Here is a 23874-nt window from a genome sequence, read left to right on the forward strand (position 1 = left end):
TGTCATTATAATGTCGCCTGTTCATGCCTGCTCTGGTCGGCAAATCCGTTGTAATCAGGAAATTTCATGGAAAATCAACCTAAGTTGAATAGCAGTAAAGAAGTCATCGCCTTTCTGGCGGAGCGTTTTCCGCAATGCTTTAGCGCCGAAGGCGAGGCGCGTCCGCTCAAAATCGGCATTTTTCAAGATCTGGTCGAGCGTGTTCAAGGCGAATTAAGCCTGAGCAAGACGCAACTGCGTTCTGCCTTACGTCTATATACCTCTAGCTGGCGTTATCTTTATGGCATCAAAGCGGGTGCCATCCGTGTTGATCTCGACGGCAACGCCTGTGGCGTGCTGGATGAGCAACACGTAGAACATGCGCGCAAGCAACTGGAAGAAGCTAAAGCTCGCGTTCAGGCGCAGCGTGATCAGCAAAAAGCGAAGAAGCGCGAAGCCGGTGAAGAGACCGCTGAACGTCGTCCACGCAAGCCTGCTCCGCGTAAACCTGCTGCGAACGGCGATGCGCCGCGTAAGCCACGTCCACAGCAGGCACCGCGTGCCGCCGCTGCTGAGCGTACTGCACCGCAACCGCCGCGAGCTAAACCTGTTACTGACACCTCAACGTTGCAACCCGGCCAGAACATTAAAGTGACCGCAGGTAAAGGTGCAATGGACGCTACCATTCTTGAAATTACTAAAGATGGCGTTCGGGTTCAGCTCGCTTCCGGCATGGCAATGATTGTGCGCGCAGAACATTTGCAGTTCTGAAACGGAGGCTGACCCTGGCATGAACAATATTTTAAAGATCAGTATGATCGCGGGCCTGCTATTAGCAGGTCCCACCTTTAGCGCAGACAACATTACCCGCGCTGATCAGATTCCCCAGTTACACGAAGACCCGCAGCATCCTACCGTTAGTGAACGCGTCACCTCGCGTTTTACCCGCTCTCATTACCGCCAATTCGATTTGAATCAGGACTTTTCAGCGAAAATTTTTGATCGCTACCTGAATCTGCTCGATTACAGCCACAACGTGCTGTTGGCTTCTGATGTCGCGCAATATGCCGACAAGAAAACCACCGTTGGTGACGAATTCCGCAGCGGTAAATTGGATGTATTTTACGATCTCTACAATCTGGCGCAGAAACGCCGCTTTGAGCGCTATCAATACGCGCTGAGCGTGCTGAACCGCCCAATGAATTTCACCGGCAATGACACCATTGACATTGACCGGGCAAAATCGCCATGGCCGAAGAGCGTTGATGAGCTCAATGCGCTGTGGGATGCCAAAGTTAAATATGACGAACTGAGCCTGAAACTGGCCGGTAAAGATGACAAAGAGATTCGTGAAACGCTGACCAAGCGTTACAACTTTGCTATCCGTCGTTTAGCGCAAAGCAACAGTGAAGATGTGTTCCAGCTGGCGATGACCGCGTTCGCGCACGAAATCGATCCGCACACTAACTATCTTTCACCGCGCAACACCGAACAATTCAACACCGAAATGAGCCTGTCGCTGGAAGGTATCGGCGCCGTGCTGCAAATGGACGACGACTACACGGTGATCAACTCAATGGTCGCAGGTGGTCCGGCGGGCAAGAGCAAAATGATCAGCGTCGGCGATCGCATTGTTGGTGTCGGTCAGCCAGGCAAGCCGATGGAAGATGTGATCGGCTGGCGTTTGGATGATGTGGTGTCGAAAATCAAAGGACCGAAAGGCAGCAAAGTGCGCCTGGAAATCCTGCCAGCTGGCAAGGGCACCAAAACCCGCACCGTCACCTTAACGCGCGAGAAGATCCGTCTGGAAGATCGTGCGGTAAAAGGCACCGTGCATAACGTCGGCAAAGAGAAAGTCGGCGTACTGGATATTCCTGGCTTCTACGTTGGCCTAACTGACGATGTCAAAGTGCAGTTGCAGAAACTGCAAAAGCAAAACGTCGACAGCATTGTGATCGATCTGCGTACTAACGGTGGCGGCGCTTTGACCGAAGCGGTTTCACTGTCTGGTCTGTTTATCCCAAGCGGTCCAGTGGTGCAGGTACGTGATAACAATGGTCGCGTGCGTCAAGACAGCGATAACGATGGCATTGTTTACTACAAAGGTCCGCTGGTGGTGTTAGTCGATCGTTTCAGTGCTTCAGCGTCTGAAATCTTCGCGGCGGCGATGCAGGATTATGGTCGTGCGCTGATTGTCGGTGAGCCGACCTTCGGTAAAGGCACGGTGCAGCAGTACCGTTCTCTGAATCGCATCTACGATCAGATGCTGCGTCCAGAATGGCCTGCGCTGGGTTCAGTGCAATACACCATTCAGAAGTTCTACCGTATCAACGGCGGCAGTACGCAGCGTAAAGGTGTAACGCCTGATCTGCTGATGCCAACCGGCGTGGAAGCGGCAGAAACTGGCGAGAAATTCGAGGACAATGCATTGCCGTGGGACAGTGTAAATGCGGCAAGCTACACCAAAACCGGTGATATCGCGCCGATGGTGCCGCAGCTGACTAAAGAGCATGCCGACCGTATCGCGAAAGATCGTGAATTCCAGTACATCATGAAAGATATTGCGCGCTTCGACGCGATGAAAGACAAACGCAATATCGTGTCGCTTAATCTTGCGCAACGTGAGAAAGAGAATCATGAAGATGATGCACTGCGTCTTGAGCGAATCAACGCGCGTTATCAAGCCGAAGGCAAAGCGCCGCTGAAGAGCCTGGACGATCTGCCGAAAGACTACAAAGAGCCTGATCCGTATCTGGATGAAACGGTGAAAATCGCTAACGACATGGCGCAGTTGGAGAAAAACCAACCTGCTGCCGAAGCGGCGAAATAACCCTTGGCTTATGAAACAGCACCGCTTAGGCGGTGCTTTTTTTTAGGCTAAAATCATTGTTCAGATGCGTTAATGCGGCAAATAGCCGGCTTCAAGCTCTAATGTAAAGTTATGTCTTTTTAGGCACTTAAAGATTAAGGTTGCTTGAAAAGCGCAGCAATGACCCTAGGATAGATATCCGCGCATAAGCGCGAGAACAACTGAGGAAGATTAACTTTTATGATGCGTATTGCTCTTTTCCTGCTCACCAACCTAGCGGTGATGTTGGTATTCGGACTGATTCTGAGTCTGACAGGAATTCAGTCAAGCAGTGTTCAAGGTCTGATGATTATGGCAGGTCTGTTTGGCTTTGGCGGTGCGTTTGTTTCACTGCTGATGTCCAAATGGATGGCGTTGCGATCCGTTGGCGGTGAAGTGATTGAACAACCCCGTAACGAAACGGAACGCTGGCTGATGGAAACCGTTGGCCGCCAGGCTCAGCAGGCCGGCATTGCCATGCCGCAGGTGGCGATTTACCACGCGCCAGACATTAACGCCTTTGCGACGGGTGCACGTCGTGATGCGTCGCTGGTTGCGGTGTCGACCGGTTTATTGCAAAACATGAGCCGCGATGAAGCGGAAGCGGTGCTGGCGCACGAAATCGCGCACATCGCTAACGGTGATATGATCACCATGACGCTGATTCAAGGCGTGGTGAACACCTTTGTTATCTTTATTTCGCGTATTCTGGCGCAGATTGCTTCGGGCTTCTTGTCCGGCAACCGTGATGGCGACGAGAGCAGCAACGGCAATCCGATGGTCTATTTTGCGGTGTCGATGGTGCTGGAGCTGTTGTTCGGCTTCCTCGCCAGCTTGATCACCATGTGGTTCTCACGTCACCGTGAATTCCACGCCGATGCGGGTTCTGCGAAACTAGTTGGCCGCGAGAAGATGATTGCTGCCTTGCAACGTCTGAAAACCAGCTACGAACCGCAGGAGCCTAGCAGCATGATGGCGTTCTGCATCAACGGTAAAAACAAATCGTTGAGCGAGTTATTCATGTCGCATCCGCCGCTGGATAAACGTATCGAAGCGCTGCGCAGCGGTGAATACATCAAATAGTTGTCGTGTTTGAAATGAAAAGGGCGCCGATTGGCGCCCTTGCTGTTTCTACGATTCAGCGATTTCTCGTGACTGCGTCATACGCGCCATACTGACGATGGCGGCAACGCTGGCAAAACTGCCAGCCAGCAGCAGCGATGCGTGCGTGCCGCTGTCGTTAAACAAGTTAAACATCAACGCGACCAGCGCCGCACCGCTGCTTTGTCCAACCAGACGCGCGGTGCCCAACATGCCGCTGGCACCGCCGCTGCGATTGCGTGGTGCGGCGGTGATGATGGTGTGATTATTGGGTGACTGGAACAAGCCGAAACCGGCACCGCACAGCATCATGCGCCAGATAATGTCGGCATCGGTTGGTTGGCTTGGCAACAAGGCCAGCAAAAACAGCCCCGCAGCAAACATCGCCAATCCCAGGCCGCCTAATAATCCGGCGTGGAATTTCTCAATCAGTCGTCCGGCAATCGGCGCCATCACCATCGTCGCCAACGGCCACGGCGTTAATAGCAAACCGGTGGCAACTTCATCACGCCCAAGCACGTTTTGCAGGAAAAATGGCAATGCCACCATCGCCAGCATTTGCGCGCAGAATGAACAGATTGAAGTGCCGATTGATAGTGAAAAGATCGGGATACGTAGCAAATCTACCGGCAACAGTGGCACCGGCATCGCCAATTGCCGGCGCACAAACACCACGCCAACCAGCAGTAATGCAACCAACTCGCCAGTAATCAGCCAGCCATTTTGTCCTTGTGAAAATCCGCTTAACGCCGAAATTAGCAAACCAAAAAACAGCGCATTCATGATGGCGCTGGGCACATCAAATTTCTGCTGCTTAGCTTTTTGCGTGTTGTCTGGCAGGAAACGTAACGCCAGCCACAGCGCCACAATGCCCAGTGGCACGTTAATCAGGAACAACCACTTCCAACTGGCGATCGACAAGATTGCCGCGGCAACGGTTGGTCCCGCCGCACTGGAAACCGCGACGATCAGTGAGTTAATCGCCATGCCGCGCCCCAAAAAGCGTTGCGGATAGATGATACGTATCAGCGCGGTGTTTACGCTCATCAGCGCTGCGCCGCCAAAGCCTTGCAGCACGCGCGCGAAGGTCAGCATATTGAGCGATGAGGAGAGCGCGCAGAATAGCGACGTGGCGATAAACAGACCGAGACCCACTTGATAGACGCGACGATAACCGAGCATATCGCCCAGAAATGACAGGGAAAGAAGTGAGATGACGATGGCAATCTGATAGGCGTTAACAATCCAGATTGATTCAGCCGGGCTGGCATTGAGTTCACGGGCGATAGTGGGTAACGCCACGTTGGCAATCGCGCCATCCAGCACCGCCATCATGATGCCGAGCGCGATAGTTAAAATCGCGCCATAACGTTGTGGAACGGGTAATCCATCCTGAGGAGCAGTTGCGGGCATAAGTAGAATAAGTGAAGGAAGTGAATATCATCATGCTAATCAATTCGCTGGCGAAAAGCACCGCATTCATTGACATAAAATTACGTGCGAATGTGTCATGCCATGCAAGACATTGCCGCCGTTGTGGTAAAACGCCTATACTGCCGATTCTGTTCCATTTTTTTTGAAACACTGTCAAAAAAGGATACGCGCCATGGCGAGTAAGGATAACGATAAGCAACCCGACTCGGTTTCATCGGTGATGAAAGTGTTTGGCATTTTGCAAGCGTTAGGCGAAGAGCGCGATCACGGTATTACTGAGTTATCACAACGAGTGCTGATGTCAAAAAGCACCGTTTACCGCTTTCTGCAGACCATGAAAACCTTGGGTTATGTGGCGCAGGAAGGGGAAAGTGAGAAATATTCACTGACGCTCAAACTGTTCGAGCTGGGCGCAAAAGCGTTGCAGAACGTGGATTTGATTCGCAGTGCCGATATCGAGATGCGCGAACTGTCACGTCTCACCAAAGAAACTATCCATTTGGGCGCATTGGAAGAAGACAGCATCGTCTACATCCACAAAATTGACTCACTGTATAACCTGCGCATGTATTCACGTATCGGACGACGCAACCCGCTGCACACTACGGCAATCGGTAAAGTGCTGCTGGCATGGCGCGAACGTGCGGAAGTACAAGATATTCTGCGCGAAGTAGAGTTCAGGCGCAGCACGGCCAAGACCATTGTCACGGTGGAAGCGTTGCTTGAGGTGTTGGATCAGGTGAAGGCGCAAGGTTTTGGCGAAGATAATGAGGAGCAGGAAGAGGGCTTACGCTGCATCGCGGTGCCGGTTTTTGATCGCTTTGGTGTGGTGATTGCCGGGTTAAGTATCTCATTCCCAACCATCCGTTTTTCTGAAGAAGCGAAAAACGAATATGTCGCGATGTTGCATCATGCGTCGCGCAATCTGTCCGAACAGATGGGCTACCACGACTATCCTTTCTGAGTGAAAGAGCGGGCTGTTACCAGCCCGCCTGATGATCAGTTATCGACCACTTCGCCACTCTTCTTCAGCAACGGACAATCCGTTACGCCGACGATGCCGCTGTCTGTGTGCAGATACTGTGCTGTAATCATGCCGCGCGCGGTGAGGTAGCTACATTGCAACCCTAAACCAGCCGCATTCTTGTTGCTGCCAGTCAGCACGCCATAACCAGTCAATAGCATTGCTAGCCAAATCAGTGCCAGCACCATAATCGTTCTAACGAGTAATTTCATATTTTCTCCTTGTGATACAAAACGCAGCTGTTCCGAAGTTGCTGCCGGCTCTACTTTATCAGCATGCCGCGCTTTCGCCAGCGGATCGATCAGAGATAACTGAAAGAGAGAATCTTTGCGGGATAATCTGCTTTTAGCCGCCACCCATTATCTTTTGTGCCAGCAACGAGTAGAATCGGCGGCGGAGTAGAGGTTTGTTTTTTGACTACAGAGGCAGTTATGAACGAGTTAGCCGCAAACACCAGTCCGCTGTTTGGTTATGGCGTCCTGGCCATCATCATTATTGTGGCCTTTATTGCCTGGTTCTTCGTTAACCGGGCTAGCGTACGCGCCAGTGAACAGATCCGTTTATTGGAAGCATTAGTAGAAGAGCAGAAGAAACAGAATGTGCTATTACGTCGATTAGTTGATGCACAACCTGTCAGCGCAAAACCCGCAGCAGAGGAAGAAACAGAAGGGAAACGCGATTTTATCCGGATGATCCCCGAGCGCTAAGTACACAGCAAAACGTTTATCGCGATGGTTCTTCGTTATCAACTGCGCACTGAAATGGTGCGCAGTATCCGCAATAGGTTGCCATCGGTTAGTCACTATCATCTGAGTTAATAGCAGCGAAACGTTTCAAATGAATATCATCTAAGATTAATCCTGGTGCGCGTTTGTTAAATCAAGCCTTGAGATGTTCTTTTTAACATTTAATTGTTGAGTAGATAGTTAAAATTGAGATAAATGCCAGCAATTGATAATGCTTTTATATGGGGCGAATATAATTGTCCTTTCCTGATTTTGGTGCAAAACAATTAATAACTTATACCGCAGAAAACTATTTGTACAATATCTGTACAGGCGCAGTTGTTGGGTAACTGGCTAACTTTTTAGTGGAATATTTTAGTGATGCCATATTAGTGCAATATTTTTGGCGTAGCGTTATCCACTTTAATTGTACAGAATTACCCGACGCCGCTGCGCTTGACGAACCCGCTGTTTGGCGCTAACTGTACTGATGAATAAGCGTTTGTGCGCAGTTTAGGTTGATGCTGTCAATATGCTGAAACAGCAACGGCACGGTCAATTAGCTAATTATGTGCGTCACGTCGATCAGCGTTTAAAAATGGCTTGCCATTAATTTGCGGATATGTGATAACAAATCGTGGGTCAAACGAGGTACAGTTCTGTTTATGTATGGCATCTTCAGTAAAGAAGTTACGAGTAAAGACGTTGACGTTGAATACCGCTTCCTTGCCGAACCTTAAATTAGTGCCTCATTCAGTAATGTCTCTGGTTTATCTGTAAGTCTGCCTCCGGGCAATATAAACATCGAAAGGAAATTTGCGAAATGGCAAAGATTAAAGGTCAGGTTAAGTGGTTCAACGAGTCTAAAGGTTTTGGTTTTATTACTCCTGCTGATGGTAGCAAAGATGTGTTCGTACACTTCTCTGCAATCCAGGGCAATGGTTTTAAAACTCTGGCCGAAGGCCAAAGCGTTGAGTTCGAAATTCAGGACGGCCAGAAAGGTCCAGCTGCGGTCAACGTTACCCCAATCTGATTTCGCCCTCAGGCTCGGTGCCATGCACCACTGAAACGAATCTTAAAGCCCTGTTCATCGAGCAGGGCTTTTTCTTTGCACTTTCTGTTGCCGGATGATCAGGGTAAACTGCGCCGCGAATCGCTAACCCGGAGTTATCTATGTCTTTGATTTGCCCACTTTGCCATCAGCCTTTATTGCCGCAGGCCAACAGTTTCCATTGTGATGCGGGGCATCAGTTTGATCAGGCGAAAGAAGGGTACGTCAATTTGCTGCCGGTGCAGCATAAAGGCTCAAAAGAACCGGGCGACAGCGCAGAGATGCTGCAAGCGCGTCGCGCCTTTCTCGACGCTGGGCATTATCAGCCGCTGCGCGACAGCGTGGCGCAGATCCTCGCAGAGAAATTAGCCGCACAACCTGCGCAGGTGCTGGATATCGGTTGCGGAGAAGGCTATTACACTGCAGCGATGGCAGCGGCATTGCCGCAAGCGCAACTGTTTGGCCTGGATGTAGCGAAAGCCGCGATTCGCATGGCAGCGAAACGCTATCACGCGGTGAAATTCTATGTCGCTTCCAGCCAGCGTTTACCGTTTGCTGATGCGTCATTGGATGCGGTGGTGCGCATCTACGCGCCTTGTAATGAAAAAGAGCTGAGCCGGGTCATTAAGCCGGGCGGTTTCTTATTGACGGTCACGCCCGCCGCCCATCATTTGCAGCAGTTTAAAGCACTAATCTATCGCGAGGTGCAGCTGCATGCGGCGGAAGAGAAGGTGTATAGCGGGTTTAAGCAGATCGACCAGCAAAACCTGCATTACAGCATGACATTGAGCGGCGCGGCTGCGGTGAGCTTACTTCAGATGACGCCATTTGCCTGGCGCGCGCGTGAAGAGGTATGGCAAAACCTGGCGGCATCGAGCGAGTTTAGCTGCGATGCCGATTTCACCTTAACCTTGTGGCAGCGCGACTAACGCGCTTCTACCAGCGTGTTATAAATACGTTCCAGATCGTCGAGTTGTTTAACCGCAATCAGCAAGCGACGTTGTTCAAGTTGCATCACCAGAATGCCGTCTTCCGACAAGTTCATGCTCTGAATACGGCGATAATCGATCCACACACTGCCATAAAACAAACCGCTCTCTTTCATCAGCAGCTTCGGGCTGCGGATCCAGAAAATCCATATCGCCATAAAGCACAGCACCAACAGTAAGTTGGTGGTGAGCTGCGTGCCGTGATTGTCGATGTTGTTCCACAGCAGAATCAGCAGCAGCACCACGAAAATCGCGCTATCGATTTTATGGCGGCGACGTAAAGCGACACGCAGTTTAGTCGGGCCATTGCGGCGTGGCAGGATCGCTTCATCATAGATGGCGAAAAGCACAAAGCCCGCAATCAGCAGGGCAATCAGGGCGTCAGTCAGTGACATTGGGTGTTGTTCCTCAACCGAAATGACCTCAACGTTGGCGCTCAGGTCATGCCGCTCAAAATAAAATAGCCGGGAGACAGGCTCCCGGCGGTGATGATTACAGACCGAGCAAGCCGATCCAGTAACCGAAGATCCCGATGGCGAAGAAGCCAACGATAATCCACAAGGCGTTAACTTTGCGACGCAGCAGCCACATACAACCAAAGGTCAGCAACAGCGGAATCAGACCTGGCATCAACTGATCGAGGATCGATTGTACTGTAGTTACCGTGGTTTTGCCGGTCTGGTCGGTAATGCGTGATACCACCAGCGGCACATTCACATGCGTCCACTTGTTGACCAGCGCCCCCATGACAAACAGGCCGAGAATCGACGCGCCCTCCGTCAGTTTCTGCAGGAAACCGCCGCCCATATCGCTAACGATATCGACACCTTTACGGTAGCCGTACGCCACACCGTAATAACGCGTCAGCATACGCACCACGTTAAACAGAATGAAGAACAGCAGGGGACCCAGCAAGCTGCCGCTCATCGCGATACCGGCGCCGAGCGCGGCAAATACCGGACGAACCGTACCCCAGAAGATCGGGTCACCGACACCAGCCAGCGGGCCCATCAGACCGACTTTGATACCGTTGATTGCTGCATCGTCAATCGCTGCGCCATTAGCACGTTGTTCTTCCATCGCCATGGTTACGCCCAATACTGGCGCGGCCACATAAGGATGGGTATTGAAGAACTCCAGATGGCGTTTGATTGCCTGCTTACGATCGTCGTTGTTTTCTGGATACAGGCGACGAATCACCGGCACCATTGAGTAGCAAAAACCCAGCGCCTGCATACGTTCAAAGTTCCACGAACCCTGAAACAGGTTAGAGCGCAGGAACACACCGCGGACGTCGCCAGGGGTGAGTTTCTTTGGAGTGTTAGTTGTATCAACCATGATTTCACCTGTTCCTAGTCGAGTTCGTTATCGAGGTCATTGTTAGCAGGACCAGCAGTTGCAGCACCTGCAACGCGGTTATATTTCGGTGCCAACTGGATATACAGCACCGCCATCACCACGCCAATCACGCCCAGCGCGACCAGGTTGAAGTTGGTGAAGGCTGCAGTAACGAAGCCAAGGTAGAAGAACGGCATCAGGTAGCCTGCGCGCATCATGTTGATGACCATCGCGTAACCGACCACCACGATCATGCCACCCGCGATGTTCAGACCGTTGGTGACCACTTCTGGAATCGAGCTCAGCAGTTCCTGCACGATGCTGGTACCGACCGAAATCGCCACGATCAACGCCGGGATAGCGATACGCATCGCCTGCAAGACCAACGCCGAAACGTGGATCCAGCTAATCGCGCTCAGGTTGCCTTTCTCGGCGGCCTTATCGGCGGCGTGTTGGAAGGCCACGGTGATGGTACGCACGATGATGGTCAGAACCTGTCCTGCTGCAGCCAGTGGAATCGCCAGTGCAATACCAGCACCAACGCTTTGACCACCGGCAATAACCAGAATGGTTGAGATAATCGAAGCCAGCGCCGCATCCGGTGCAACTGCCGCACCAATGTTCATCCAGCCCAGTGCAATCATCTCCAGCGTACCGCCGATGATGATACCGGTTTTCATGTCGCCAAGGACCGCACCAATTAAGGTACAAGCCACCAACGGACGGTGGAATTGAAACTCATCAAGGATCGATCCCATCCCGGCAATACAAGCCACAATAAATATCAAAATGATTTGTAGCGTGGTTATCTCCATTGCATTTCTCCTCTGCAAGGTCTCTAAAATTCGCCCACGGATGCAGGCAAAGGGCGAACTACGGATTGACCTTGGCGATCAGGTCCATCATTTTCAGTCGCTGATCGCTGGACACTTTACGCACTTCCAGTTCGATACCGCGTTCGTTCAGTTTGCGGAACGCGGCGATATCTTTCTCATCCACGGATACCGCGTTGTTGACTTGCGTTTTGCCCTGGCGGAATGCCATGCCGCCGATATTTACGGATTTGATATCCACGCCTTGCTCAACAATCCGCACCACATCGGTGGGATTGGTGAACAACAGCATCACCTTATCCTGGCCATATTTCGGGTTGTTCCACACGCGCACCATCTTATCGACGTCCACCACGTGCGCGGTGACACCCGGAGGCGCAACCTGCGTCAGCAGCGTTTTACGCACATGATCGTTCGCCACTTCATCAGAGACGACAATAATGCGGGTGACATTGGTTTCTTTGGTCCAGCGCGTGGCCACTTGTCCGTGAATCAAGCGGTCATCAATACGCGCGAGGCCAATTTTCATGTGATCGCCCGGTCCCATCGGTTTTTGCGGTTGGGCAGGGGCTTTTGCCGCAGCAACGGGAGCAGCCGCAGCGGCAGGTGCAGGTGCAGGTGCAGGAGTTTCGGTTTTGAGGGCTTTAACGCCTTCGCGACCGGCTTCCACCGCGATATGAATCAACTCTTCCAACGAAGGATCGTCATCACGTCCCATCAGGGTTTCGACCAGCATCGGAATGTTGACGCCGGCGATGACATCGTAGCCTTGCTTGTCCACCACAATGCGGCTCGCCGCATTAAATGGACTGCCACCCCAAGTGTCGACCAGGAACAACACGCCCTTTGACGTGTCGAGATCGGCCAGTCGCGCTTGATACTTTTCGATTAGCGTTTCTGCATTTTCGCCGGGAACGAAATCAATCCATCCGACATTTTCTTGCTCACCCAACAGCATTTCTGCTGTTTTAAGCAACTGTTCTGCCGCCCAGCCATGTGTACCAATTACAATAGCAATGGTCACTTGCTACCTCCGTTCGCGTGGGAGATTCTCGGCATCGCCGGGAATCAATGAAAATTACCGTTAGTGTTTTAGGTGGTTCGTTCGTTCTGAGATGAAGAAATGCATCAATAAATAAAACGAAACTATCTGCTGCACAGCGATAAGGTCGCGATTTATTTTAGTGATCGAAAAAATAATTTATGTGATGTTTGTCAGCTATTCAGAGCGTAACGGCGCGAATGTACGCTTTTGCGCGTTATTCATCCGTTTGTGTAGATATTTGTAAATGTAATAAATTTTTTTGACGTTGTTGATGTAACTGATACATTAGCCATCTGTTTATTACTTAGGAGTACCGGGCTTCAGCTCACCTTTATGGACCGTCACCGACGTCGCTCAACATGTTCTTTGCGCTTCTCTGCGCATGCTTCAACGCTCTTCAGCGTTATATTCCCTGCTAACGAATACTCATCTCGCCCTCAAGCGCAGATGTCATTTCGCGTGCCCACTGTTCTGGTAAGGAGTCTTTGATGGAGTTTCTCTTCGACCCCTCAATTTGGGCGGGTTTACTAACGCTGATCGTGTTGGAGATTGTTCTCGGCATTGATAACCTGGTATTTATCGCCATTCTCGCCGATAAATTGCCGCCGAAGCAGCGCGATAAAGCGCGTTTGATCGGCCTGTCGCTGGCGTTGATCATGCGCCTTGGCTTGCTGTCGCTGATTTCGTGGATCGTCACACTGACGCGACCCCTATTCAGCGTAGGCGATTTCAGCTTTTCTGGACGAGATTTAATTCTGCTGTTCGGTGGTTTGTTCCTGTTATTTAAGGGAACCATGGAACTGCATGAACGGCTGGAGAACCGTGGGCTGGAACATCAGGGCAATAAAGGTTACGCCAGTTTCTGGGCGGTGGTGATTCAGATTGTGGTGCTGGACGCGGTGTTCTCGCTTGATGCGGTGATTACTGCTGTCGGCATGGTGAACCATTTGCCGGTGATGATGACCGCGGTGGTGATTGCCATGGGCGTGATGTTGCTGGCCTCGAAACCGTTGACGCGTTTTGTTAACGCGCATCCGACCGTGGTGGTGCTGTGCCTGAGCTTCTTGCTGATGATTGGTTTGTCGCTGGTGGCCGAAGGCTTTGGTTTCCACATTCCGAAAGGTTACCTGTACGCGGCGATTGGTTTCTCGATCATCATCGAACTGTTTAACCAGATTGCGCGCCGTAACTTTATCAAGCATCAGGAACATCGCCCGATGCGCGAGCGTACCGCAGAAGCCATTTTGCGCCTGATGGGCGGTCGTCAGCGCAAGCAAGCGGCGACTACGGAAGAAACTGCCTTGGCTGAAGCGATGCCGCAGGAAGCATTTAAGGACGAAGAGCGTTACATGATTAACGGCGTGTTGACGTTATCGCAGCGTTCAATCCGCAGCATCATGACGCCGCGCGGCAACATCTCTTGGGTTGATGTCACGCGTCCACTGGATGAAATCCGCATTCAGTTGCTGGACACGCCGCACAGCTTGTTCCCGGTCTGTCGCGGTGAGTTGGATGAAATCATTGGCGTGGTGCGTGCTAAAGAGCTGCTGGTGGCGCTGGAACACGGTATGGATGTGGCGACGTTTGCTGCCAATACGCCGCCGATTGTAGTGCCTGAAACGCTGGACCCCATCAATCTGCTGGGCGTGCTGCGCCGTGCCAAAGGCAGCTTCGTCATTGTGACCAACGAATTTGGCGTGGTGCAAGGTTTGATCACCCCGCTGGACGTATTGGAAGCGATTGCCGGTGAATTCCCGGACGAAGATGAAACGCCAGATATCATCGCCGACGGCGACGGTTGGTTAGTGAAGGGCGGCACCGATCTGCATTCGCTGCAACAACTGTTGGACCAGCATGATCTGGTGAAGTCGGATGAAGATCATGCCTCGTTAGCGGGTTTATTGATTGCGCAGAAAGGGCAGTTGCCGTTGCCAGGTGAAGTAATTGACTTGCCACCGCTGCACTTCCAGGTGATTGAAGCGACGGATTACCGTATCGATCTGGTACGCGTCACCAAAGATAAACCGTTCGACCACGAAGAACACGAAGAGTAATCTCTGATGGGTTGAACAAAAACGGCCATTCCTTGCGGGATGGCCGTTTTTTTATGTATTGCGCAGTGAGAAAGCTTAAGCGCTAAGCTGCGCCTGATGTTGCTCCAGCCACAGCGGGAAGTCTTCAATCGGCATTGGACGCGCGTAGAAGTAGCCTTGTAAATGATCGACGCCGCGTTCACGCAGATAATGCGCTTGCTCCGCGGTTTCGACACCTTCCGCCACCAGCGAAATATTCAGGCGCTGTGCCAGTGAAATCACCATATCGGTGACGGTGGCGTTGATGGCGTCAGTGCCAATCGCCGCAGTAAAAATCTTATCGATTTTCAGCACGTCCGGTTTGAGATCTTTCAGGTAAGCCAGCGAACTGTGGCCGGTACCGAAATCATCAATCGCCAGACGCACGCCAATCTCATGCAACTGCGACACCACGGATTGGTCGATCACCGGCAACGCATCGCGTTCGGTAAGTTCGACCACCAGTTTAGGAATCGGGTTAGCTGGCCACCAAATATTTTGCAAATCTTCGACAATCGCGCGGTCGCGAAAGTGGCTGGCGGCGACGTTAATCGCAATATGGAATGAAGGGCACTGTGGCAGATTTGGCAACTCATCCACCACCTTTGCTAGCACAAAACGAGTTAATGGCGCGATCAGGTTTTGACGTTCTGCCAGTGGAATAAAGACGTCTGGCGCAACCCAGCCCTGGCGCTGGTTGTGCCAACGCAGCAGCAACTCCATCCCATCACATTCGCCACTTTTGGCGTTAATCAGCGGCTGGCAATACACCATAAATTCGTTGGCGGTGATGCCATAGCTAATCTGCCAGCTCAAACTCATGCGATTGGCGGTGGCCAGCCAGACGATATAGCCGATCATTAAACTAAGCATCAGTGCCAGCGGCAATTGCGACGGCAAGGTGTTCAAGGCTAAACGCGCGGGAGAAGGGCCGTAAACGGTGATGCTGAACGGATAACGCAACGAAGCCTGATCGTAGGCCACTTCATCTTCAGAAGGTTCGGTAGGTTCGATCAGCGGATTACCGTATTCCAGGCTTTGACCGCCAACATTAAAGATGGCGCGTTCTACCCACGGTAACTGCGGCTCCAGCAGATAATTAGTCATCAATTCAATATTGATGACTTGCAGCAAACCTTCGTGATTATCCAGCGACTTGGGCGTCCACAACAACAATACTGGCGAGCCTTTTAATAGATCACTGTCGGTCGCCAGCATCATGCGCTGATTGTTAATCGCCAGCTCGGGATAGGTTTGGCTGAAGGAGAGATTTTGCGGGCCAAAAATGCTGGAGCAATACAGTTTGTCGTCTTGCACCAGAAAAACGGTGCGCACGGTTTGCAGCGAGGCGATCTTCTCAATCAACGGATAACGTACTTGGGCACAAGGCACGCCAACTAAGCCCAGCGTGTTATTGGCGGACACGTCCAGCGGCGAGAACATGCGGTCAAAGCGTTCAATGGCGCGACTCGCAAAATTCAGTGACTGCTGCTCAATACGCGACTTCTCTTCGATATAACGAAAAGTCAGCGTCAGGATTAGCACCAGCGAGGCGATCACCAACGCAATAAGCAACCGCTTACGGCGAAATTGACCCACGAATTGCTGGGGAATGAGCATCAGTAACCACCTTGTAAAACAAAGATTGAAGCCAAATTAACGAGTAGGTTATCGGCATTGAGGCGGCCAGGTTTAGCGCGGCTGAATAAAAAAAACGGCACTAAAAAAAGCGCGGCCCCTGAGGGCCGCGCGCGAAAATTAATGTAACTGGTTTACTTAAACGGAGGTAGTCAGTTATGCATAAAAATGTGCGATTGTTGCTTTAATCGTCACCGAAGCGGCTAGTCGCACTGGACTTTAATCGCTAAACCACCACGTGAAGTTTCGCGGTATTTGGCGTTCATATCTTTGCCGGTTTCGTACATGGTTTCGATCACCTTATCCAGCGACACGCGCGGTTCGCTGGTGCGTCGCAGCGCCATGCGCGCGGAGTTAATCGCCTTCACCGAAGCAATCGCGTTGCGTTCAATGCACGGCACCTGAACCTGGCCGGCCACCGGATCGCAGGTTAATCCCAGATTGTGTTCCATGCCGATTTCAGCTGCGACGCACACTTGTTCAGGGCTGCCGCCGAGCAATTCCGCCAATCCAGCCGCCGCCATCGAACAGGCCACGCCGACTTCGCCCTGGCAACCCACTTCAGCGCCGGAGATGGAAGCATTCATTTTGTACAGCACACCAATCGCGCCAGAGGCAAGGAAATAGCGGATGAAAATATCGGGCGTAACCGGTTCAATGAAGTGATCGTAATAAGCCAACACCGCGGGAACGATGCCGCACGCGCCATTAGTCGGCGCGGTGACCACGCGACCACCGGCCGCATTCTCTTCGTTTACGGCCAACGCAAACATGTTGACCCAATCAATCACGTCCATCGGATCGTTGGAGTGTTTATTGGATGAAACCAGCAAGCGGCGCAATGAAGCCGCGCGACGTGGCACGCGTAATGGGCCAGGCAGCACGCCTTCGGTATTGAGACCGCGATCGATGCACGCCTGCATGGTTTGCCACACATTGCCAAAGTAAGCGTGAATTTCATCGCGGCTGTGCAGCGCCAGTTCGTTCTTCATTACCAGGCCAGACAGCGATAAACCACTTTCGCGACAATGACTCAGTAACTCTTTTGCCGAATGGAAAGGCCAAGGAACGGATACTTCGTTCAATACCGGCTGACCAAAATGTTCTTCATCAACAATAAAACCACCGCCAATCGAATAGTAGGTTTTGCTCAGAATCAGCAAATCACCGGCGAAGGCGAACACCGTCATACCGTTTTCATGCAGTGACAGGTTTTCACTGCGGAACACCATGCCGCCTTCACGTGGGAAATCGACTTCATGCGCGCCATTGGCTAACAGCAAACGTTCGCGCTGCTCTACGTCTTTGATAAAGGCAGGAATGCCATCGATATCGACGGTGGCGGGTTCGAATCCGGCCAGGCCCATGATAATTGCGATATCGGTATGGTGACCTTTACCGGTGAGTGACAGCGAACCGTAAACGTCGACCGCCACGCGCGTCACGTCATGCAGTTTGCCTTGTTCGATCAGCAAATCCACAAACTGCTTGCCCGCTTTCATCGGACCGACGGTATGTGAACTGGACGGGCCGATGCCCACTTTAAACATGTCAAAAACACTAATCACCGGTGACACTCCTCACAAATCTTATTCTGCACGGCACAAGCCGTTTATGCGGCTAATAGTAATCGCCCATGCTGCACAATGAGCAGCTTTTCGCATGAAATAAACTAATTATAACCCACAGAAATAGTTATCCATTTCTCAGGATGTGATGTGGATCGATATTCGCGGCGAGGCAAACGAAACGGGAGCGTTAAGGCAGGGCAATTTGCTGGCCTAGCGCGCGGATGATGCCCGCGGTCATGCCCCAAATAAAGTAATCCTCATACCACGAAAGCCACACCTGATGTTGGCGATGGCCACGGCGCAAAGTGAGATCGCTATAGCGACTGAGACGCAATGCTTCCGCCAGTGGCATGGCAAACGCGCTTTCCACTTCATCAGGATTAAGCTGCAAAGCGAGATTTTCCGGGATGATGCCGACTACAGGCGTGACGGCAAAACCGGTGCTGCTGGTGACCGGCGGCAGCACGCCGACAATCTGCACCTGATTGGGCTGAATGCCGACCTCTTCCTGCGCTTCACGTAACGCGGTGTGAATCAGCGAATCATCGCTGGCATCCTGCATGCCACCGGGAAACGCCACCTGGCCGGCATGTTTGCGCAGATGGGAAGAACGGCGTGTTAATAATAGGCCCGGTTCAGCGCCATCAATCACCGGCACCAGCACCGCTGCGCGTCGCCCGCTGATCACGCTTTTGCTCGCCGTTGGCGGCGGCTGCAACACAAAGCGGCTAAGGAATTGTTCGAGCGTCAAACTCATGTCACGCCTCATCACGCAGGCAGGGCAAGATGCGGTTCACCTTGTGGAAGGTTTCCTGATATTCGGCGTTGAGATCGCTGTCCGCCACCAAACCGCCACCTGCGGCGCAATACAGGTGCTGATTCTCGGCGATCAGCGTGCGAATGGTGATACTGGTATCCATGCGTCCGCACAAACTGAGGTAACCGATGCTGCCGCACCACGCATTACGGCGATGTGGCTCCAACTCTTCAATAATTTCCATCGCCCGAATCTTGGGCGCACCGGTAATCGAACCGCCGGGGAAACAGGCGCGCAACAAGTCAGTAGCTGTTAATGTTGCAGGTAAACGCGCGCGCACGGTACTGACCAGGTGATGTACTGCCGGAAACGGCTCCACGACAAACAGTTCCGGAACGCTCACACTACCGGGCTCGGCGACACGACCAATATCGTTGCGCAGCAGATCAACGATCATCAGATTCTCAGCGCGATCTTTCGCTGAATTTGCCAGTTTTTGCGCTTGCAGAAGGTCAGCTTCGACATCGTCGAGACGCGGCAGCGTGCCTTTGATTGGTCGCGTTTCGATCTCTTGCTGCTTCAATGACAGAAAACGTTCGGGCGACAAACTTAGCATTGCGCTGTTAGGTAAACGTAGAAAAGCGCTGAACGGCGCGCGATTGGCCTGGTTGAGTCGCAAAAAGGCTTGCCACTCATCACCGCGATAACTTGCCTCGAAACGTTGCGCCAAATTCACCTGATAACAATCACCGGCCTGGATGTAATCCTGCACTGCATGGAAGCGTTGCGCGTAGGTTTCGAAGCTCATGTTCGATTGCCATTCGCTGGTCAGGGCAAAAGCGTCCGTTTGCGGCGCAGTTTGCGCTTGCAGCCATTGCCAACGCTGTTCCACATCATCCAACGCCACCAGCGTTAAAGTTTGCTGCTGATGATCGGCAATCAATGCCCAATCATATATACCCACTGCCATATCCGGCGTGCTGAGGTCTTGCTCGGCGTGCTGCGGCAATGTCTCAAAGCGGCGGCCTAAATCGTAGCCAAACAGCCCAATCGCGCCGCCCTGAAACGGTAAATCAGGATCGAAAGCGGGCGCAGCGCCAAGCGCTACGCATTGTTGTTGCACCAGCAAAAGCGGATCGGCTGAAGAATAAATGATCTCATCACCACATTGAATTTCAGTGCTCTCACCGCGCGTGATCAGCGTGGCGCGCGGATCGGCCGTCATTATGTCAAAGCGATTATCGGCGTGATCGGCCTGGCCAGAGGTCAGCAACATCGCCCAAGATTGTTGGGCTAGCGGAGAGAAAAGGTGTAACAGCGTTTCAGGCGTATACTTCAGAACGAGGCGTTTTAGCATCATGGGACAAATCACTTCAGCAAGCAGGTCGCTAGCCTGCCATATTTTTTTGTTGCTGGCACCCGTTTGTTCCACGTGGTAATAATGCGTCCCCATTGCACCAGGAGCGAATTATGTTTACAGGTCTTCCAGCGTTATCTCATGAACAGCAGCAACAAGCGGTTGAACGCATCCAGGAATTGATGGCGGGCGGCATGTCGAGTGGACAAGCCATTGCGCAAGTGGCGCAGGAAATCCGTCAAACCTATAAAGGTGAGCGGGTTCGGGCGATGTTCGAAGACGATGAGGATGAAGAAGACGACAACGAATAACGCCCGATAAGGCTTACAGCGCGGCGATAATTTTAATTTCGACTTTATACTTCGGATTCATCAAATTGGCCTGCACGGTGCAGCGCACCGGCGCATTGCCAGGTGACACCCACGCATCCCAGGCGCGATTCATTGCCGGGAAATCAGCCTTGTCGACCAGGAAAATGGTCGCATCGAGGATCTTGCTTTTATCCGATCCCACTCGAGTCAGAATGGCGTCAATCACCGCCAGCGCGTTGGCGGTTTGCGCTTCCGCATCGTCATCGAGATTTTCCGGCACGCTGGTGTAATACACGGTTTGGTTGTGTACAACGGCTTCAGACATGCGGTGTTCGGCATCAATACGCGTAATGGTCATGCTTTTCTCCTTTGATTTTGCTGCGCTAGCCTGCCATATCCCAAGGGCGGATGTCATCTGTTGTGGTCGCCTGAGTGGAATCCTGACATAATTACAGTGGTTTTTACCTATTCGGTGAGGAAGTGTGGCAGACGATTTTGCAGCAGATGGCGCGCTCGCGCAGGCCATTCCGGGCTTTAAACCGCGTGAAGCACAGCGCGAAATGGCGCAAGCGGTAACCGAAGCGGTAAATGAAGGTGGCGAGCTGGTGGTCGAAGCTGGCACCGGCACCGGTAAAACCTATGCTTATCTGGCGCCAGCCTTGCGCGCCAAAAAGAAAGTGATCGTCTCGACCGGATCGAAAGCCTTGCAAGATCAGCTGTATAACCGCGATCTGCCCACCATTGCCCGCGCATTAAAATTTAGTGGCAAAACTGCGCTGCTGAAAGGGCGCTCCAACTATTTATGCCTCGAACGTCTTGAGCAGCAAAATCAAACCGGCGGCGATCTCAACGTGCAAGCGCTGGGTGATTTGATCAGCGTGCGCGGTTGGTCATCAGAAACCAGCGATGGTGACGTCAGCAATTGCAGCGGCGTGGCGGAAGATAGCCCGATATGGCCGTTTGTCACCAGCACCAACGATAACTGCCTCGGCAGCGATTGTCCGTTGTACAAAGATTGCTTCGTGGTGAAAGCGCGTAAAAAAGCCATGGATGCCGATGTGGTGGTGGTTAACCATCATCTATTTCTCGCCGATTTGGTGGTGAAAGAGGGCGGCTTCGGCGAACTGATCCCCGAAGCTGATGTGATGATTTTCGATGAAGCGCATCAGTTACCCGATATCGCCAGCCAATACTTTGGCCAACAACTGTCGAGCCGTCAGCTTCAGGATCTCGCCAAAGACATCATCATTGCCTATCGCACTGAAGTACGCGATGTGCAGCAACTGCAAAAATCAGCCGATCGTCTGGCGCAATGCGCCCAGGACTTCCGCTTAACCCTCGGCGAGCCCGGTTTTCGCGGTAATCTGCGTGATTTGCTCAGCGATAACAACACCATGCGCATGCTGACATTGCTGGATGATGCGCTGGAACTTTGCTACGACGTCATCAAGCTGTCGTTAGGCCGTTCTGCTTTGCTGGATGCGGCGTTTGAACGTGCGGCATTGTATCGCACGCGGTTAAAACGTCTGCGTGCCATTGATGAACCCGGCTTCAGCTACTGGTATGAATGCAACAGTCGCCATTTCACCCTCGCGCTGACGCCGCTTTCGGTGGCGGAACGCTTCCGTGAAGTAATGGACAATCGCAAAGCCGCCTGGATCTTCACCTCGGCGACGCTGGCCGTAAATGAACAAATGAGCCATTTCTCAAGCCGCTTGGGCGTGGACAACGCCAAAACGTTAATCCTCGACAGTCCGTTCGATTACACCCAGCAAGCGTTGCTGTGCGTGCCACGCAACATGCCTGAACCGAATCATCCCGGTGGCGCAAAGCAACTGGCACGCATGATGAAGCCGTTGATTGATGCCAACAAAGGCCGCTGCTTCTTCCTGTGTACCTCGCACAAAATGATGCGCGAATTAGCGATTGAATTTCGTGCCTCGATGACGTTGCCTGTCTTGCTGCAAGGTGAAACCAGTAAAGGACAATTGCTGAAACAATTCCTCGAAGCCGGTAATGCCTTGTTGGTGGCGACCAGCAGTTTCTGGGAAGGCGTCGATGTACGTGGCGATGCGTTGTCACTGGTGATCATCGATAAACTGCCGTTCACCTCGCCGGAAGATCCGCTACTTAAAGCGCGCATGGAAGATTGTCGTCTGCGCGGCGGCGATCCGTTTGCCGATGTGCAACTGCCCGATGCGGTTATCACCCTGAAACAGGGCGTGGGCCGTTTGATTCGTGATACCGACGATCGTGGCGTGTTGGTGATTTGCGATCAACGTCTGGTTTCACGTCCGTATGGCGGCTTGTTCCTCAACAGTTTGCCGCCAACGCCGCGTACCCGCGATCTGGCACGCGCTATCGAGTTTGTGCGTCAGCCGCTGGATCACTAATTTGTGCCATGCTGTGGTAAGATGCGCGCCATTTTGACTCTCTGAGGTTGTTATGTCCGTCCGAATTTTAGCCCTGGACACGGCGACAGAAGCCTGTTCTGCCGCGCTGCAAAATTTGCAGCAGATTGATGCCCGCTTTGAAATCGCGCCACGCGATCATACCCAACGCATTCTCCCGCTGGTTCAGGAGCTGTTGCTGGCGCAGCAGTTAGAATTGACTGCGCTTGACGCGCTGGCGTTTGGTCGCGGGCCGGGCAGTTTTACCGGCGTGCGTATCGGCATTGGCATTGCGCAAGGGCTGGCGCTTGGCGCTAATCTGCCAATGATTGGCGTGTCGTCACTAGCCACCATGGCGCAAGGTGCCTGGAGGTTAACCGGCGCTACGCGGGTGCTGGCGGCCATTGATGCCCGCATGGGCGAGCTCTATTGGGCTGAATATCAGCGCGATGAACACGGCGAATGGCATGGCGCGGAAACTGAAGCGGTGCTGAAACCGGAAGCGGCGCAGGCGCGTATTGCGGCACTCAGCGGTGAATGGACCACGGTTGGCACCGGCTGGCAGGCATATCCGCATCTGTTAACTTCCCCGGGCGCGCAGCTCATCGCCTCAGAGGTTTTATTACCGGCGGCGCAAGATATGTTGCCGTTGGCAATCAGCGCCTGGCAACGCGGCGAAGCGGTGGCGGTGGAAAATGCCGAGCCGGTTTATCTACGCAATGAAGTGGCATGGAAAAAGTTGCCGGGACGTTAAGCTACGCGCAACTTATCTCAGCGAGTTCAGTCTAATCAGAGAAATAACAGGAGAAGTGCTATGCCAATAAGTCGTAAAGGGATGTCTGGCGCTCTGTTAGCCTGCGCACTGCTGTTGAGCGGTTGTGTTTCGGTGCCAGATTCTATTAAAGGAAGTTCTGAGCTTCCACAGCAAGATCTATTACGGGTGATGAATGCGCCGCAATTGTATGTCGGCCAGGAATCACGTTTTGGCGGCAAAGTGGTGAAAGTCACTAATCTCAACGGCCTGACGCGTGTCGAGATTGCTACCCAGCCGCTGGATGACAGCGCGCGTCCGCGTTTAGGCTCCGCCTCGGTGGGACGTATATTTGCCGACATCCACGGCTTTGTTGATCCGATTGATTTGAATAACCAATACATCACCGTGCTCGGCAACATTAAAGGCACCGAAAAAGGTGACATCGGTAAAGCCAGCTACAACTTTGTGGTGGTGGATGTGCGTGGTTATCAGCGCTGGCATCTGACGCAACAAGTGATGACGCCACCACAGCCGATCGATCCCTACATTTGGTATGGCCCAACGCGCCATCGTGGTGGCTATTGGGGACCGAATCCGTATTGGGGCATGAATCTGGGCCAACCGGCGCAGGTACAAACCATCCTCACCGAATAACGT

Annotated in this window: 23 protein-coding genes and 1 pseudogene; 13 read left to right on the forward strand and 11 right to left on the reverse strand. The window is 52.5% G+C overall.

Translation table 11 applies throughout. The annotated features are described in order from the left end of the window. Positions 1–66 precede the first annotated feature (66 nt). The 3 genes from proQ to htpX all read left to right on the forward strand — a co-directional run bounded on the left by proQ (position 67) and on the right by htpX (position 3910). A complete protein-coding gene (gene proQ / locus ABDW13_RS11425; RefSeq protein WP_343552677.1) occupies positions 67–750 on the forward strand; it encodes an RNA chaperone ProQ in 684 nt (227 codons plus the stop codon). A gap of 19 nt (positions 751–769) precedes the next feature. Then, positions 770–2809, forward strand: coding sequence for a carboxy terminal-processing peptidase (prc, locus tag ABDW13_RS11430; protein WP_343552678.1), 2040 nt, complete (start codon positions 770–772; stop codon positions 2807–2809). A 219-nt stretch (positions 2810–3028) separates the two neighbouring features. Continuing rightward, on the forward strand, positions 3029–3910 hold the full coding sequence (gene htpX / locus ABDW13_RS11435; RefSeq protein WP_343552679.1) for a protease HtpX: 882 nt from the start codon (positions 3029–3031) through the stop codon (positions 3908–3910). 48 nt (positions 3911–3958) lie between these two features. Here the strand turns inward: htpX and ABDW13_RS11440 are convergent, their stop codons facing one another. Next, complete coding sequence (locus ABDW13_RS11440; RefSeq protein WP_343552680.1) at positions 3959–5341, reverse strand: MFS transporter; 1383 nt, start codon at positions 5339–5341, stop codon at positions 3959–3961. Positions 5342–5534: 193 nt separating this feature from the next. Here ABDW13_RS11440 and kdgR point away from each other — a divergent pair, with 193 nt between their 5' ends. Further along, a complete protein-coding gene (gene kdgR / locus ABDW13_RS11445; protein ID WP_343552681.1) occupies positions 5535–6326 on the forward strand; it encodes a DNA-binding transcriptional regulator KdgR in 792 nt (263 codons plus the stop codon). A 35-nt stretch (positions 6327–6361) separates the two neighbouring features. Here the strand turns inward: kdgR and ABDW13_RS11450 are convergent, their stop codons facing one another. After that, positions 6362–6598 (reverse strand): YobH family protein, encoded by a 237-nt coding sequence (locus ABDW13_RS11450; RefSeq protein ID WP_343552682.1) that lies wholly within the window; start codon positions 6596–6598, stop codon positions 6362–6364. A gap of 219 nt (positions 6599–6817) precedes the next feature. Between ABDW13_RS11450 and ABDW13_RS11455 the strand changes: the two genes are divergently transcribed. The 4 genes and pseudogenes from ABDW13_RS11455 (at position 6818) to rlmA (ending at position 9091) form a co-directional block, all read left to right on the forward strand. Continuing rightward, positions 6818–7093 (forward strand): YebO family protein, encoded by a 276-nt coding sequence (locus ABDW13_RS11455; RefSeq protein ID WP_343552683.1) that lies wholly within the window; start codon positions 6818–6820, stop codon positions 7091–7093. A gap of 683 nt (positions 7094–7776) precedes the next feature. Then, positions 7777–7848, forward strand: a pseudogene (locus ABDW13_RS11460) (DUF2627 domain-containing protein); the annotation flags it as partial. A gap of 86 nt (positions 7849–7934) precedes the next feature. Beyond that, the gene (gene cspE / locus ABDW13_RS11465) at positions 7935–8144 is read left to right on the forward strand and encodes a transcription antiterminator/RNA stability regulator CspE (protein WP_008110414.1); all 210 of its coding nucleotides are present in this window, start codon (positions 7935–7937) and stop codon (positions 8142–8144) included. Between the two features lie 140 nt (positions 8145–8284). Continuing rightward, the gene (gene rlmA, locus ABDW13_RS11470; protein WP_343552684.1) at positions 8285–9091 is read left to right on the forward strand and encodes a 23S rRNA (guanine(745)-N(1))-methyltransferase; all 807 of its coding nucleotides are present in this window, start codon (positions 8285–8287) and stop codon (positions 9089–9091) included. Here the strand turns inward: rlmA and ABDW13_RS11475 are convergent. The 4 genes from ABDW13_RS11475 to manX form a co-directional block, all read right to left on the reverse strand. Then, positions 9088–9546: a DUF986 family protein gene (locus tag ABDW13_RS11475; protein WP_343552685.1), complete on the reverse strand. Its 459-nt coding sequence runs from the start codon at positions 9544–9546 to the stop codon at positions 9088–9090. The two genes, rlmA and ABDW13_RS11475, sit on opposite strands and share 4 nt — an antisense overlap. A gap of 97 nt (positions 9547–9643) precedes the next feature. After that, the gene (locus tag ABDW13_RS11480) at positions 9644–10489 is read right to left on the reverse strand and encodes a PTS mannose transporter subunit IID (RefSeq protein ID WP_097097131.1); all 846 of its coding nucleotides are present in this window, start codon (positions 10487–10489) and stop codon (positions 9644–9646) included. Between the two features lie 14 nt (positions 10490–10503). Beyond that, positions 10504–11304, reverse strand: coding sequence for a PTS mannose/fructose/sorbose transporter subunit IIC (locus ABDW13_RS11485; RefSeq protein ID WP_343552686.1), 801 nt, complete (start codon positions 11302–11304; stop codon positions 10504–10506). A 58-nt stretch (positions 11305–11362) separates the two neighbouring features. Then, entirely contained in the window at positions 11363–12346 is a 984-nt protein-coding gene (gene manX, locus ABDW13_RS11490) for a PTS mannose transporter subunit IIAB (protein WP_343552687.1), read from the reverse strand. Between the two features lie 509 nt (positions 12347–12855). Here manX and ABDW13_RS11495 point away from each other — a divergent pair. Next, positions 12856–14421 carry a TerC family protein gene (locus tag ABDW13_RS11495; RefSeq protein WP_343552688.1) on the forward strand — a complete coding sequence of 522 codons (1566 nt, stop codon included), beginning with the start codon at positions 12856–12858 and terminating at the stop codon, positions 14419–14421. Positions 14422–14496: 75 nt separating this feature from the next. Here ABDW13_RS11495 and ABDW13_RS11500 read toward each other — a convergent pair whose 3' ends face one another. The 4 genes from ABDW13_RS11500 to pabB all read right to left on the reverse strand — a co-directional run bounded on the left by ABDW13_RS11500 (position 14497) and on the right by pabB (position 19765). Continuing rightward, a complete protein-coding gene (locus ABDW13_RS11500) occupies positions 14497–16059 on the reverse strand; it encodes an EAL domain-containing protein (RefSeq protein WP_343552689.1) in 1563 nt (520 codons plus the stop codon). Positions 16060–16280: 221 nt separating this feature from the next. Then, the gene (locus ABDW13_RS11505; protein ID WP_343552690.1) at positions 16281–17645 is read right to left on the reverse strand and encodes an L-serine ammonia-lyase; all 1365 of its coding nucleotides are present in this window, start codon (positions 17643–17645) and stop codon (positions 16281–16283) included. 190 nt (positions 17646–17835) lie between these two features. Beyond that, positions 17836–18405: a CoA pyrophosphatase gene (locus ABDW13_RS11510; protein ID WP_343552691.1), complete on the reverse strand. Its 570-nt coding sequence runs from the start codon at positions 18403–18405 to the stop codon at positions 17836–17838. 1 nt (position 18406) lies between these two features. Then, positions 18407–19765: an aminodeoxychorismate synthase component 1 gene (gene pabB / locus ABDW13_RS11515; protein ID WP_343552692.1), complete on the reverse strand. Its 1359-nt coding sequence runs from the start codon at positions 19763–19765 to the stop codon at positions 18407–18409. A gap of 110 nt (positions 19766–19875) precedes the next feature. Between pabB and ABDW13_RS11520 the strand changes: the two genes are divergently transcribed. Further along, positions 19876–20073 carry a YoaH family protein gene (locus ABDW13_RS11520; protein ID WP_343552693.1) on the forward strand — a complete coding sequence of 66 codons (198 nt, stop codon included), beginning with the start codon at positions 19876–19878 and terminating at the stop codon, positions 20071–20073. 13 nt (positions 20074–20086) lie between these two features. Here ABDW13_RS11520 and ABDW13_RS11525 read toward each other — a convergent pair whose 3' ends face one another. After that, positions 20087–20431: a RidA family protein gene (locus ABDW13_RS11525; RefSeq protein WP_343552694.1), complete on the reverse strand. Its 345-nt coding sequence runs from the start codon at positions 20429–20431 to the stop codon at positions 20087–20089. Positions 20432–20555: 124 nt separating this feature from the next. Here ABDW13_RS11525 and ABDW13_RS11530 point away from each other — a divergent pair, with 124 nt between their 5' ends. From ABDW13_RS11530 to ABDW13_RS11540, 3 genes are read left to right on the forward strand one after another with little or no spacing between them, the layout of a single operon-like run. Continuing rightward, positions 20556–22466 carry an ATP-dependent DNA helicase gene (locus ABDW13_RS11530; protein WP_343552695.1) on the forward strand — a complete coding sequence of 637 codons (1911 nt, stop codon included), beginning with the start codon at positions 20556–20558 and terminating at the stop codon, positions 22464–22466. Positions 22467–22518: 52 nt separating this feature from the next. Further along, on the forward strand, positions 22519–23217 hold the full coding sequence (tsaB, locus tag ABDW13_RS11535) for a tRNA (adenosine(37)-N6)-threonylcarbamoyltransferase complex dimerization subunit type 1 TsaB (protein ID WP_343552696.1): 699 nt from the start codon (positions 22519–22521) through the stop codon (positions 23215–23217). Between the two features lie 60 nt (positions 23218–23277). Then, entirely contained in the window at positions 23278–23871 is a 594-nt protein-coding gene (locus ABDW13_RS11540) for a Slp family lipoprotein (protein WP_343552697.1), read from the forward strand. The last annotated feature ends 3 nt before the right edge of the window (positions 23872–23874 follow it).

It is taken from the genome of Pantoea sp. (assembly GCF_039594315.1).
GTDB lineage: Bacteria > Pseudomonadota > Gammaproteobacteria > Enterobacterales > Enterobacteriaceae > Pantoea.

Coding starts and splice junctions, on each gene's coding strand:
- ABDW13_RS11500 (WP_343552689.1), bottom strand. CDS start 16,059: ATGCTCATTCCCCAGCAATTCGTGGGTCAATTTCGCCGTAAGCGGTTG.
- ABDW13_RS11520 (WP_343552693.1), top strand. CDS start 19,876: ATGTTTACAGGTCTTCCAGCGTTATCTCATGAACAGCAGCAACAAGCG.
- cspE (WP_008110414.1), top strand. CDS start 7,935: ATGGCAAAGATTAAAGGTCAGGTTAAGTGGTTCAACGAGTCTAAAGGT.
- ABDW13_RS11540 (WP_343552697.1), top strand. CDS start 23,278: ATGCCAATAAGTCGTAAAGGGATGTCTGGCGCTCTGTTAGCCTGCGCA.
- ABDW13_RS11455 (WP_343552683.1), top strand. CDS start 6,818: ATGAACGAGTTAGCCGCAAACACCAGTCCGCTGTTTGGTTATGGCGTC.
- ABDW13_RS11485 (WP_343552686.1), bottom strand. CDS start 11,304: ATGGAGATAACCACGCTACAAATCATTTTGATATTTATTGTGGCTTGT.
- rlmA (WP_343552684.1), top strand. CDS start 8,285: ATGTCTTTGATTTGCCCACTTTGCCATCAGCCTTTATTGCCGCAGGCC.
- ABDW13_RS11475 (WP_343552685.1), bottom strand. CDS start 9,546: ATGTCACTGACTGACGCCCTGATTGCCCTGCTGATTGCGGGCTTTGTG.
- ABDW13_RS11510 (WP_343552691.1), bottom strand. CDS start 18,405: ATGAGTTTGACGCTCGAACAATTCCTTAGCCGCTTTGTGTTGCAGCCG.
- ABDW13_RS11480 (WP_097097131.1), bottom strand. CDS start 10,489: ATGGTTGATACAACTAACACTCCAAAGAAACTCACCCCTGGCGACGTC.
- pabB (WP_343552692.1), bottom strand. CDS start 19,765: ATGATGCTAAAACGCCTCGTTCTGAAGTATACGCCTGAAACGCTGTTA.
- ABDW13_RS11450 (WP_343552682.1), bottom strand. CDS start 6,598: ATGAAATTACTCGTTAGAACGATTATGGTGCTGGCACTGATTTGGCTA.
- ABDW13_RS11525 (WP_343552694.1), bottom strand. CDS start 20,431: ATGACCATTACGCGTATTGATGCCGAACACCGCATGTCTGAAGCCGTT.
- kdgR (WP_343552681.1), top strand. CDS start 5,535: ATGGCGAGTAAGGATAACGATAAGCAACCCGACTCGGTTTCATCGGTG.
- htpX (WP_343552679.1), top strand. CDS start 3,029: ATGATGCGTATTGCTCTTTTCCTGCTCACCAACCTAGCGGTGATGTTG.
- ABDW13_RS11440 (WP_343552680.1), bottom strand. CDS start 5,341: ATGCCCGCAACTGCTCCTCAGGATGGATTACCCGTTCCACAACGTTAT.
- prc (WP_343552678.1), top strand. CDS start 770: ATGAACAATATTTTAAAGATCAGTATGATCGCGGGCCTGCTATTAGCA.
- tsaB (WP_343552696.1), top strand. CDS start 22,519: ATGTCCGTCCGAATTTTAGCCCTGGACACGGCGACAGAAGCCTGTTCT.
- proQ (WP_343552677.1), top strand. CDS start 67: ATGGAAAATCAACCTAAGTTGAATAGCAGTAAAGAAGTCATCGCCTTT.
- ABDW13_RS11495 (WP_343552688.1), top strand. CDS start 12,856: ATGGAGTTTCTCTTCGACCCCTCAATTTGGGCGGGTTTACTAACGCTG.